Source organism: Okeania hirsuta (assembly GCF_003838195.1).
GTDB lineage: Bacteria > Cyanobacteriota > Cyanobacteriia > Cyanobacteriales > Microcoleaceae > Okeania > Okeania hirsuta.
Genome location: NZ_RCBY01000198.1, coordinates 1 through 12,815, shown reverse-complemented (window position 1 = coordinate 12,815; position 12,815 = coordinate 1). Strand labels below are relative to the sequence as shown.

Below are 12,815 nucleotides of genomic sequence, written 5' to 3'. Positions count from 1 at the left end.
TTGATTTTTCTGCGCAACTATGCGCCTAAAATGCTAATTTTTTGAACCTAAGCGACCTAAAAGCTGGGACTTTTTTCAACTAAAAAATGTTAAAACCTTTATATGTCAATACTTTTAGATTTAATCAGCAAACCCTAATTAAATCAAACGTTGCCCGAATATTTGAAAAAGGCAGATAAAATTTATTATCGCTTGGGAGGTGATCACCACTTTAACGAAATTGTTGGGCGTAATTCTGGTTTTTACGCTCTTTACATTCCTCTGTTCCCTTACCACCAAAAATTATTGTCCTAACCAAAAGACGTAATGCTATCCTTTTGAAGAAGGTTGTCAGTGGTAGTCGAAAAAAGTTTACCCTAATCCCTACAACTGCCAAAAAATCGGAGCGTAGACACAATAACTTTTATTTAACCCCCAATTTTCAACAAAGAACCCAAAACTTGAGGAATATTTTCTAACTCCATTGCTGCTATTGCTGCTGTCGGTTCATAACCACAATGAACCATACAATCAGCACATTTAGAATTCCCACTTTTATAACCGTAATTATCCCAATTAGTTTCTTCTAAAAGTCCTTTAAAAGTAGCATAATATCCTTCATTCATTAAATAACAAGGTTTCTGCCAACCAAGCACACTATAACTAGGACTACCCCAGGGAGTACAATCATAATCTTTATCTTTTTCTCCCATCAAAAAATCTAAAAATAGAGGATTATGATTAAAATTCCAATTCTTTTTACCAGTTTTAAAAGGAGCAAGAATTTCTCTAAATAATAACTGTGTTTGTTGGCGTTTGAGAAAATGTTCCTGGTCTGGTGCCCACTCATAACTATAACCAGGAGAAATCATCATTCCATCAATACTTAAACTTTCTAGAAAATCAAAAAATTCCTGCATTTGTTTCGGGTCTGTTCCCTCAAATACAGTAGTATTGGTAGTAACTCGAAATCCTTTTGCTTTAGCAGCGCGAATTGCTTTAACAGCTATTTCAAACACTCCTTGTCGGTCAACACATCGATCGTGAGTTGCTTGTAAACCATCAAGATGAATGCTAAAAGTTAGATAAGGAGAGGGTTTGAATTTATCTATATTCTTTTCAAGTAACAAACCATTAGTGCATAAATAAACAAATTTTTGGCGATCGACTAACCCCTGCACAATTTCAGCAATTTGTAGATGCAATAAAGGTTCGCCTCCAGGAATAGAAACCACGGGAGCGCCACATTCTTCTACAGCAGCAAAACATTCTTGAGGTGTGAGGTTTTGCTTGAGTATTTCCTTCGGATGCTGAATTTTTCCACAACCAGGACAGGCTAAATTACATCTGAATAGAGGTTCCAGCATTAAAACTAGGGGAAAACGTTTACGCCCTTTGAGACGTTGAGTCAGGAGATATTTTCCTACTTCTAGAGCTTGTTGGAGTTGAATTGCCATGAATAACATCTTAATGTAAGTAATCTATTTATTTTTACACAATAGACATTACTTATATCATTAAGAGTTTGTTATGTATCGTTGTGATATAGAACCCATTTGGTATCTTCATAAATATGCGCGTTAGCTAGGAGACAGGAGACAGGAGACAGGAGACAGGAGACAGGAGGCAGGAGGTAAGAGGGAAGATGTGGGGAGAAATAATAAAAAAAATTCAACACTCCTTCAGATAATTTTTCCTCAAAATAGATGCACGAAAAGACTTGACTACCATAATTATATAGATCTCAAATGGGTTCTATAGACTAAGGAGTCATTCTCTTTTTTCTTCCCTCTTCCCTCCTAACTCCTGTAGGTCGCCCTACCGACAGCTCCCCTACCTGAGTTCTGACTCCTCCCTCGTTTATTTATAAGTATTCAACCGGACATGATATTAAGTCCTGAAAATCCCAAAAACCCATCCATTCAAACAAGTCTAGCTAATAAAATCCTGATTATGACCTCCAATTCCTCAGTAACACGGTAAAGATTGATTCCTTCACAGATAAATTTTGCTTGACGATCTAAAACACCAAACTGCCAAACATTACCAGTAGTTACAGCCCCTAAAATTTCAGTTTGTGGGGAATCAATCCATTGATCGAGGGCAATCATTTCCGTCGCTAACTGAGTAAAACCTCGATTAATATCCGCTTGTTTAGCTTCAATAACAATCAAATTCGTTGTCGAACGTAACAAATAATCTAATTTTCCTTGCAATCTGTTGTTAACTTGAATAGAATATTCTATTCTTAACTTAGCGTGGGAATAATGAATTAAATCTGAGATAATGGGCGCAATGAGCATTTCCCTACGGGTAGCCTCATTATCTAAATCTATATAAGGTAATATATCCTCAATGCGCTCCTTTAAATCAGTGATTCGGTCTAATTCATCAGGATATTGTGGTAAAGTGAGAAATTTTCGCTCAAATGAATAACCAAATTCAGCAACCAAATCATCTATCGTAAATCCCAACTCAAAATAATTGCTGAAAGTATAAGAACGATTAGGATCAAGTAATGGCTGACGAGTCATTGTTTTTCTCCATTAAATAATATCCAATCCGTTTAATTCGGTATAAAAAAATTTTTCATCTTCACCCATTAACAAATCTTTCTAAATTCTCTTCCCTTCTGAGTCCTGACTTCCCCTCCTGGGAGGGGTTAGGGGTGGGTTGACTCCTGACTCCTAATTAACTATCTAATTATACCAATGCTACCGGATTTGATATAATCTAGGACTTACGCAGTAAAACGTATTTCCGTCATTGCAACCCACAGGGTTTGCGGAGCATTCCGGGACGGAAAGCAATCTCAAACGCTACTTTTTCGTGCTTCGTGCGTAAGTCCTGATGATATTATCGTTACTATTTCCAGCCCACACGATCCATTAATTTAATCGCTTCAGCATTCAACTTGCCATAAGTAGCAACATTAATAGAATCGCTCTTGAAGTTGCCATAGGTTGTCAAAACGCTAGGAACAGGTACACCTGCAACTACAGGATATTCATTGTTACCCTCAGAGAAGATTTTTTGAGCTTCTGGGCTGGCCAAATGTTCGAGAAACTTAATTGCACCTTCTTTATTTGGGGCAGTTTTAACTACGCCACCACCACTAATATTAATGTGAGTACCCCGCCCATTTTGGTTAGGGAAAAACATTCCTATTTTCTGAACAACTGCTTTGTCTTCTGCTTTGTCAGATTTTGCTAAACGGCCTACATAGTAACTATTAGCAATACCAATATTACCGATACCTGCAGCAACACCTTTTATTTGAGCAGTATCATTTCCTTCTGGAGGTCTGGCAAAGTTGCTAACAAAGTCTTTTGCCCAATTTTCTGTGTCTGATATTCCATGAATTTCAATTAAAGATGCTATTAAGGATTGATTATAAATGTTATTGGAGGAACGAATCAGAATTTTGCCTTTCCATTTATCTGTGGCTAAGTCTTCATAAGTTGATAGCTCAGATGGTTTAACTTTGTCTTTGTTATAAACTATTACCCGTGCCCGTTTGGAGAAACCAAACCATAGGTTTTGGGGACTGCGGAGGTTTGCTGGAATTTTACTGTTGAGAGTAGATGAAGAAATGGGTTGCAAGATTCCTGCTTCTTCAGCTCGTCCCAAACGACCTGCATCTACTGTAATAAAAACATCTGCAGGGCTGTTAGCACCTTCGCTTTTGATACGTTCGATTAACTCATCTCCTTTGCCTTCTATGAGATTGACTTTGAGGCCAGTTTTTTTGGTGAAACTGTCGTAGAGAGCTTGATCGGTATCGTAGTGGCGAGAAGAATAGAGATTTATCGCCCTACTTTGGGCTAATCCTCGATTACTTTTACCAAGTTCGGCGATCGCCACACTTGCCATTGCTGTGCCTGTTGCTAAAAATATACGTCTAGTAATTTTCATTTTCAATTTTCTCCTCGTTTTTGATCGATAAATTAGGTATCGCTAATCACTTAATTTTCGCTGATTAATTTTAATGATATTGCAATTTATTCTTGATAATTTTTATCCTTTATCAGGATTAATTTATAGAAAATTAGACTCTACCTTTGAAAACTTGCGATCATTTGACCTGATTTTATCTATAATAAGTAGTGACTTTGACAGTGACTTTGACAATGTATAAATTGTTTCCAGACACTATTTAAGTTTTACTCACAAATTTGTTTTATCTCATAATTAAATATATTTGTCAAGTAGTTATTAATTTATTTTTCTATACTGAGAAATTTTATAGAAAGCAGCCAGGCCTTATGACAAGTGTCTGATTTGAATAGACATTATTGAAAACTTAGGGCTTGCTGAAGAAGTTGACACCCTGTTGGTTTCAGCCAGCCGAATTCAGTAATAATACTTAAAGATCGGCTAAAGCAGCGCAAAACCCTTGTATTATACCAAATTCACGCAAAGGCAGTTACATCTTAATTTGTGATTTATTCCTAAAAGAAAAAATTATAAATTCCATAAATTCTCAAATTTCCACCTTTTTTCCTCTTTAATATTTATGTTTTTCTTTCTCTGTTCCCAGCTCCGGTGTTCCCAGTTAAGTGTGTCGTCACGCTTTGCAATATTTTATGAAATTGGTATTAGTTAGTGGGTTCGCACAGCGTTGCGTCAGTATCTCAGAAAATGGAGGTAAATTGACATTATAGATACCACCTGTTTCTCTGCCAATATCAGCATTTTCTATTAACGTTTAGGAATAATATCAAGTCCGGATAATTAGTGATGAAAAAACCTATTTTCTTACAGAGGGCAAATATCCCTATTATCCCTACTCCCTACTCCCTTATTTATAAGTATTCAACCAGACATAATATTATTATTGGGACTTACACAAAATAAAGTCAAAAAATAGGATCAAATATAGATGGGCAGAGGCTTTAACGTCAAAAATGCATAAATCCTGAATAAGCACGGGTTCTAGTCATTTTTAAGGCATCGACGTAATTCCCTTGTCTAGACTGACTTTACACAATCTTCACAAAACTGTTAGGTAATAGAGTTGTCGCTAAATAAGGGAAAAAAATTACTCTAACCTAGACAGAGCAATAATTCCAAGCATTTTTGCCACCCAATAGCTACAATCCTTGCAGAATAAGGTTTTTGGGATTTTTTTAAGTTATAAAGGGACAAGTCTAATATAAAGTTTCTATAAAGATATCTAGTTCTTAACTTAGACTTAACCCAAGATTGGATGACATTTGTTTAGATTAATTAAGTAACTTACAAATTACTAAGAAGTTGAGCATCAGCTCGCCGATAATATCTTGATTTTGTGTGTAATATGACTCACATATGAGAATAAATCACAAAGAATTATCAAACCAATACTAATTAGTCAAATACATTAACTGATCGTCAAATTAATTAGGAAATAAAAATGGCTGCAACTACACTATCATCAGGAGATATAGCCATTATTGGCTTTAACTTTGATAACCCAGATGAATTTGCCTTTACACCATTAGTAGATATTGGTGCAGGTACAGAAATTAATTTTACCGATAACGGTTGGCAAGCTGCTGGTAGTTTCAGAGCTAATGAAGGCACTTTTACTTGGACAGCACCCACAGATATTACTGCCGGAACAATAATTAATCCTACTGTCAGTAGTATTGCATTCTCAGTTGATGGCGACCAAATTATTGCTTATCAAGGAGATAGTAGCAACCCTACCTTTATTTATGCCCTCAACAGTGAAGGCAACCCCGGAGTATGGCAGTCTGACTCTACGAGTTCCAATACATCTGCCCTACCCACAGGTTTAGTTAATGGTGAAACAGCAGTAGCTTTAGACGAAATTGATAACGCTATTTATACAGGCATTACTTCTGGTACACAAGCCGAATTATTAGATGCCATTAGCGATAACTCTAATTGGTCTGGCAGCAATAGCACCAGACAAATAATGCCAACAAACCCTTTCACAGTTAGTGGTAGCAGTGGTGGCTCCAACCTAGTCATCAACGAGGTCTTGGGCAGCACAACAGGTACTGATGTCGAATTCATTGAGTTGTTTGGTCAAGCTGGAACATCTCTTGATGGTCTGAGTATTATTGTCGTGGAAAGTGATGCTGGTTCAAGTAATGGAACTATTGACCAGCGGGTCGATCTTGGCGCTGAGGATGTTATCGGCGATAACGGCTTTTTCCTCATTGGTAACACTCAAATTCTTGAGAACAGTATTTATGGTGTAACGCCTAATCAGGAAATTAGTTCTAACTTTGTTGAAAACAGCAGCTATACTATTGCTTTGGTAGAAACCAGCAGTTTGACGGGAAGCAGTGTGTCTGGTAGCGAAGTGGTTATAGATACCGTTGGTGTAACTGACGGCGGTACTACAGATTCATTCTTCTTTAATGCTCCAGTATTAGGTCCGGATGGTTCCTTCTTACCTGCGGGTGTGCGTCGTGTAGCAGACGGAGTAGATACCGATACAACAGGGGACTGGGTTTTCGGTGACTTCTCCCTTGGTTCAGACAATACTCCCACAGCTGGAACCAGCGATAATGGTGGCGGTACTGGTGAAACTAAACTCATCAGTGAGATTCAAGGTAGTGGTACATCCAGTCCACTAGAGGGTCAAACAGTAACTATTGAAGCTGTTGTTGTGGGAGACTACCAGGATGGTGCTAGCGGAACAAATGGAGATTTGAACGGTTTCTTTGTTCAAGAAGAAGATAGTGACGCAGACGCAGATCCTTTAACCTCTGAAGGTCTTTTTATCTTTGATGGTGACTCTCCTGCGGTAGACGTAAATATTGGAGACGTTGTTCAGGTTACAGGAACAGTAGATGAATTCTTTGGTTTGACTCAGCTAACCGATGTATCTGTTTCCATTCAAGGTACAGATACTTTACCAACTCCTGCTACTGTAAACTTCCCTGTGACTACAGTTGACGATCTAGAAGCTTTTGAGGGAATGGGAATAACAATTCCTGATACCCTATTTGTCACAGAATATTTCAACTTAGACCGCTTCGGTGAAATCGTCCTATCCTCTGATGGAGCTAGTAATGAACCAGGAACTGATGGTCGCCTGGAACAATTTACTGACTTCAATGCTCCAGACGTTGCAGGTTTTGCTGCTTATCAAGAAGAGATCTCTAAACGACGCATTGTTCTTGATGATGGTCAAACTGTTCAGAACCCTAGTACAATTATTCATGGCCGTGGTGGCAACCCTCTCAGTTCTACCAATACTCTACGGGGTGGCGATACTGTTGATAATCTCTCCGGTGTTCTCAGTTTTGGCTTTGGCGACTACCGAGTTCAACCTGTTAACCCCATAGATTTCCAAGCAACTAACCCTCGTCCAGAAACACCGGAAGACGTTGGCGGAGATTTGAAAGTTGCTAGTATCAACGTTCTCAATTTCTTTACTACTCTAGACGAAGATGGTAATCCTGGTAGCGGTCCTAACGGTCTTTCTCCTCGTGGTGCTGATAACCAGACTGAATTTGACCGTCAAGTTGAAAAGTTGGTTACAGCTCTGGAAGATATTGACGCAGATATTGTTGGTTTGGTTGAGTTAGAGAACGAATTTGGTGGGGACCAAAATGGTGACGGTCAGTTTGCCATTGAGACATTGGTTGATGAACTTAACGACCGAGTCGGTGCAGGGACTTATGCTTATGTCGATCCAGGCGTTCCTTTTGTGGATACAGGTGATGCAATTTCTGTTGGTGCAATTTACAAAACCGACAGCGTTCAAGTTGCTCCTGGAACAACAGTGGAAGTTCTCACAGATTCCGATCTGCCCGATCTTGGTTTAGGTGGCACAGTATTTGATGGAGAGGATACTAACCGCGCTCCTCTTGCTGTCACTTTTGAAGAACTAGCGACAGGCGAACGCTTGACAGTATCTGTTAACCACTTTAAGTCTAAAGGAGGTACTGGCACTGGTGACGATGCAGATGCGGGTGACGGACAAGGAAACTTCAATGGTACTCGTTTACGAGGTGCTGAAGCTCTAAATGCTTGGTTAAATACTGACCCCACTGGTAGTGGAGATAGTGACTTTTTGATTGTAGGTGACTTAAATGCTTACGCTCAGGAAGACCCAATTACATCCCTGGAAACAGAAGGTTACACAGACCTAATCGAGGAATTTGTTGGCAGTGACGCTTACTCCTTCGTATTTGATGGTCAATTTGGCTATCTGGACTATGCTTTAGCGAATGAGTCACTGTTATCCCAGGTAACGGGTACTACAGAATGGCGCGTTAATGCTGACGAACCTGATGCTCTTAATTACAATCTTGATTTCGGACGCGATCCAAGTCTGTTCAACGGTCAAGATCCATTCCGCAATTCCGACCACGACCCCATAATAGTTGGTTTGAATTTGGAAAGCTCCACTCCTGGAGAAGTAATTGAGGGTACTCGGCGTCGGGATAATTTGATTGGAACCGATGGCGATGATACTATTACTGGTTTCCGAAATCGAGATGTTCTTACTGGTGGCGGTGGTGACGATACATTCGTTTACACTAGCATTGTAGATGCAAGAGATATCATTACTGACTTTGAAGTAGGTAGCGATAAAATTGACCTAGCTGGAGTATTAGATGGTTTTGGTTTTGTTGGAGTAGATCCCATTGCTGATGGTTATGTTGGTTTCCGTTCTCGTCGTGGAAATACTATCTTGACTATCGATCCTGATGGTGATGCGGGAAATGGTCGCGCTCGCTCTTTCTTGTTAGTGCAAGATGTTAATCCTGCGGAATTGAATAATCCAGACAATTTCATTTTTTAATTGATTGAGATTTTAGCGATCGCTTTCCCTGGCGATCGCTCTTTCTATGAAGATTCAGACTATGGAAAAAACTCAAAGTTTAAGTTATTTCACTCAATTACTGCATATTAATTTTCTTTCAGACATCAGTATTATCACTATTGTCATTGCTAGTAAAGTTTTGTACAATAGATAAAGTTTTGTACAATAGAGAAAAAGCAAGTAATTTTTCTACCATAGTCAAGAAGCTATAGGGTGCATAACAACTTTTAAATTTACGCAACCAACCAACATTTGCTCCCTTTTACTAAAAAAACCATGACTAACATTTTTCAAAAGTTATCTTTCGTTGCTACAACTACAGTTCTCAGCTTATCAGTCATTAATACTAATCCTGTTAATGCAGTTTCAATTATTTATGATTTTGAAGTTAATAATTTAGATGGTTCTTTAGCAGGTGAAACATACTCTGGATTTTTTGAATTTGATGATTCTGCATTAACAGGAATAGGTGAAGAATTTTTATCTGTATCAGAACTCAGTTTCGATTTTCTAGGTATCAACTACACCGAAGCTGATGGTTTTCCTGAAGTTGTATTTCTTGACGGTGACTTTCTGGGATTGAATTTTGAGACAGATGCTGAATTCTCTTTTTTAGAAGGCTTATTTGACTCTAGTGACCCTTTCTTTTCATACAATATTCCTGGACAAGGAGAAGGTGCAGGAGACATTGCATACAATTTACGTCCAGATACCCCAGTATCTACACCTGAACCAACTGCTGTTTTCAGTTTATTAGCTTTAGGTACTGCTGGTTGTAGTGGTGTTTTGAAAAATAGAAAAACATCATCATCAAAAGATGCAGCATAATTTTTTCAAAGTATCTAATAGACATCTGGTGAAAATAAACTTGCCCTTTATTTGCTATAAACTAGAGTGTAATAACTCAAAAAATCATTTTCTGTGTTTTTTTCCTAAAAACATCTTCCCTGTTCCCTATTCCCTACTTTTACAAAAAGTCTATATCTTTTTCACGCCTATGTCTAATAAACAAGAATTTAGGGGTGTTCGATGGAGCATCCCTATTCTAGTTTTAGAAGATGTCAAAACATGACGTTTTGTATTAGTTTGATGAAGCAGAAAAGACTCAATCACTATAAATTCTGAGCCAAGAAACTGCACTTTCTACATCAGTTACCTGTTTTCCATCAGGAAGAGGAGGGCGTTGGATCATTACTACTGGAATACCTAATTCCCGCGCCGCAATAATTTTAGCATAGGTAGCATCGCCACCACTATTTTTACTAACGATCGCTTCAATCTTATATTTTTGTAAAAGCGACCGCTCTTCTAATAAGGAAAAAGGTCCACGCTTAGTCAATAGTTTTCCCGGGGGTAGTAAGGTATTCAGTTTAGGTGGATCTATAGTCCGCATTAAAAACCAGAGGTTTTGGAGATGAGCATAACTTGCTAACTCTTGACGACCGATGCTCAGAAATACTCGTTGGGCTAATTTTGGTAAAATTTCGATAACAGTTTGCTTATTTTCAACTTCCACCCAGCGATCGCCTTCTGTTTTTTCCCATGGTGGGGAGATGAGCATCAAATGAGGAATATTCAATTCTGAAGTTGCGATCGCTGCATTCCAAGAAATTTGTACTGCAAAAGGATGAGTTGCATCAATTAGCAAATCTATTTGTTGTGCCTGTAGATATTCTGTTAACCCTGGCACACCACCAAAACTCCCTATTCGCGTATGGGTAAATTTGATCGAAGGTTGACGAGTACGACCTGCCAGAGAATTTATTACCTCTAACCCCGGTATTGTAGTAGCTAAAGCTGCCAGTTTCCATCCATTTCCAGTGCCTCCCAAAATCAGCACTCGTTTTTGTTTTGTCATGTTATACCAAATTGATAAGTTTTTGCTACAAATAGCTAGGATATTTCTTACTAATAAAATTGAAGTAGCTAGATGACGAGCAGGTGCAAATGCTTCTGTTTGATGTATTTCTGCTAGTAATGCTAAATTGTGTTCTTTTAGCCACCGATAAACACCAATTACTGGCACACTTTTGTAATTTTGATATAACCCTTTGCCATTATTACCATTCATAGCAGCATTAATAGCATCACTTTCAATACCATCAGGAAATTCTTCAGAACCAAATTTTGTGGCTGAAACTAATGCATGTCTCTTTGATAAACTACTACCAATATTCCCCACTAAATAGGTTTCAACAGTCTCTCCTAACTCTGATTGTTTGCGAATAATAGTATCAATTCTTTCCAAGTTAAGATTGGTAGCTAACATTCCTAATTGTTTACCATTTTTACTTAGAATAGGAGTAGCAAAATTAATCATTGGTTGACCTATTTCAACAGAGAGGTAAAAATTTGATATTAAGTTATCTGTGAGAGGTTTTGTGACTTCGCTATATTGTACTATAGGTTGATATTTGCCGATTTTATTAGGATTACTAGAAACTAAAATTCTACCATCTCTGGTTAAGATGAAAATTTCTTGTAAACTGTCAATATTAGTGGTAAAAGATGTTAAATAAGTTTGCAGTGAGGTTTGAGCATATTTATATTCTGATGTAGATTTTTTGGTTGTTAGTAAGATTTTTGCTTGGTGATTAATTTCTGGTAATTCGGCAATCGCTAAGATATTTTTACATTGGTCTAAAATCCAACGATTAAGTTCATTTTCTTTAAGTTTGGCAGCAAAGCTAAGGCGTTCAAATACTGATTCTTTTAAAGATGCTCTTGCTTGACTAAAGGTTGTATATCCGACAATTGATATTGTCATTAGCGACAATATTAAAAAAGAACCTACAATCTGAATTAGGAGGCTTTTTTTCCAGAAATACATGATTCTAGATCCTCATTTTTTCATCTAAAATTTTTCTCTTTTGAAAGAAGTAGTTATACCAATTCCTAAAAGTAATGCTATACTTAGGTAACACTTCATTCATTAAGTAATTAACACAGGTAAAATATTTTTTTTGTTAATTTGAGTCAAGTTAATTTTAATTATTCTTATGTTTACTTCTCCTCCACTCCCCTACTACCCTACTCCTCTACTCAAGAAAATGTAGAAAAGTTTTTGAGAAATGGTATTAGTTAGGGGAGCTGTCGGTAGGACTACATACAGAGCATTAGCAGAAGCTGTAAAATCGCAAATTGCCATTAGAATTTGCTGCATCGCCTTACTCCAAATATTTTCTATATGTACTTGAGAATAAACATGGTTTACAGAATTATCAAATAAGTGAGTTTGACCTTCAGCAAACTGTTGAGATGCTACGGAAATATGAGGGTCTTTTTGATCGTGCCAAAATTGTTCTTCCCATAGTTGAGGCATAATCGGAAAATAGCAACCTTTACTACCTTTAATGTAAAGTCCTAAATTATTTGGTTGTATTAGATATGATCAAAAATCTTTCGCTAACTTAGGATGAGCAGAAGATGTAAAAATTATAGGTTGTTTAATAGATATTAAATATCTAGGTTTGTCTCCATTAGGATTATTTGGAAATTCTATAGTTCTCATTTGATTCAAGTAAATTTCTTCGTCTTCTTTTTGATATACAGGAATTGACATAGTTGAATTAATTGTCATTAAAGTCTCGCGATTGAGGAAATTAGTATGATTATCAGAATTTAGCCAATTAACTGCATTAGGTGGCACATATCCATTTTTATAAAGCTAGTGTACCAATCTAAAATTTCAATTATTTTTTGTCTTATAGCTGGTTTATCTACTTGTAATTTGCCCTGTTTATCTACTATTTGTAAATTGTTGGCCTCCAAAATTTGTTCAAATATAACATAACTATCTGAAGCATCGATAGACATGGGCAAACCGAAAGCATAAATATTACTGTCATTTTGTTGAGGCAAAACTTTTTGTGCATTCTGCCAAAATTGCCAAAAATCATTCCATTGTTTTGGTCTTTATTCACCTAGACCAGCATCACGAATTAAATCATGCCAGTAGTGAATATGGACAGTTTCCTGCATTATCATTTTCTTTGTGGGTTTAATACCCCACCGTCAACGGGGGTGTTCACGCATTACTTGG

At 37.4% G+C, this 12,815-nt stretch carries 10 protein-coding genes; 2 read left to right on the top strand and 8 right to left on the bottom strand.

Annotated features, from left to right (window positions below):
• Positions 1-407: 407 nt before the first annotated feature.
• The 3 genes from hpnH to D5R40_RS24575 all read right to left on the bottom strand — a co-directional run bounded on the left by hpnH (position 408) and on the right by D5R40_RS24575 (position 3,894).
• Positions 408-1,436 carry an adenosyl-hopene transferase HpnH gene (gene hpnH / locus D5R40_RS24585; RefSeq protein ID WP_124146506.1) on the bottom strand — a complete coding sequence of 343 codons (1,029 nt, stop codon included), beginning with the start codon at positions 1,434-1,436 and terminating at the stop codon, positions 408-410.
• 465 nt (positions 1,437-1,901) lie between these two features.
• Positions 1,902-2,513, bottom strand: a complete 612-nt coding sequence (locus tag D5R40_RS24580; RefSeq protein WP_124146505.1) for a hypothetical protein — start codon at positions 2,511-2,513, stop codon at positions 1,902-1,904.
• A gap of 331 nt (positions 2,514-2,844) precedes the next feature.
• Positions 2,845-3,894, bottom strand: a complete 1,050-nt coding sequence (locus D5R40_RS24575; protein ID WP_124146504.1) for a Fe(3+) ABC transporter substrate-binding protein — start codon at positions 3,892-3,894, stop codon at positions 2,845-2,847.
• Between the two features lie 1,480 nt (positions 3,895-5,374).
• Between D5R40_RS24575 and D5R40_RS24570 the strand changes: the two genes are divergently transcribed.
• Positions 5,375-8,752 carry an ExeM/NucH family extracellular endonuclease gene (locus D5R40_RS24570; protein ID WP_124155351.1) on the top strand — a complete coding sequence of 1,126 codons (3,378 nt, stop codon included), beginning with the start codon at positions 5,375-5,377 and terminating at the stop codon, positions 8,750-8,752.
• Positions 8,753-8,870: 118 nt separating this feature from the next.
• On the opposite strand, the gene D5R40_RS35990 is transcribed toward D5R40_RS24570, so the two are convergent.
• Entirely contained in the window at positions 8,871-9,014 is a 144-nt protein-coding gene (locus D5R40_RS35990; RefSeq protein ID WP_161565061.1) for a hypothetical protein, read from the bottom strand.
• Between the two features lie 35 nt (positions 9,015-9,049).
• Between D5R40_RS35990 and D5R40_RS24565 the strand changes: the two genes are divergently transcribed.
• Positions 9,050-9,601: a PEP-CTERM sorting domain-containing protein gene (locus D5R40_RS24565; protein ID WP_124146502.1), complete on the top strand. Its 552-nt coding sequence runs from the start codon at positions 9,050-9,052 to the stop codon at positions 9,599-9,601.
• A 277-nt stretch (positions 9,602-9,878) separates the two neighbouring features.
• Here the strand turns inward: D5R40_RS24565 and D5R40_RS40030 are convergent, their stop codons facing one another.
• From D5R40_RS40030 to D5R40_RS24540, 4 genes are all read right to left on the bottom strand, one after another.
• On the bottom strand, positions 9,879-11,540 hold the full coding sequence (locus tag D5R40_RS40030; RefSeq protein WP_240039117.1) for a cobalt-precorrin-6A reductase: 1,662 nt from the start codon (positions 11,538-11,540) through the stop codon (positions 9,879-9,881).
• A 258-nt stretch (positions 11,541-11,798) separates the two neighbouring features.
• Complete coding sequence (locus D5R40_RS24550) at positions 11,799-12,095, bottom strand: hypothetical protein (protein ID WP_124146501.1); 297 nt, start codon at positions 12,093-12,095, stop codon at positions 11,799-11,801.
• A 69-nt stretch (positions 12,096-12,164) separates the two neighbouring features.
• Positions 12,165-12,422, bottom strand: a complete 258-nt coding sequence (locus D5R40_RS24545) for a type 2 periplasmic-binding domain-containing protein (RefSeq protein ID WP_124146500.1) — start codon at positions 12,420-12,422, stop codon at positions 12,165-12,167.
• A complete protein-coding gene (locus D5R40_RS24540; protein WP_124146499.1) occupies positions 12,395-12,634 on the bottom strand; it encodes a hypothetical protein in 240 nt (79 codons plus the stop codon). Before D5R40_RS24540 ends, D5R40_RS24545 begins: the two co-directional genes overlap by 28 nt.
• Positions 12,635-12,815 lie beyond the last annotated feature (181 nt).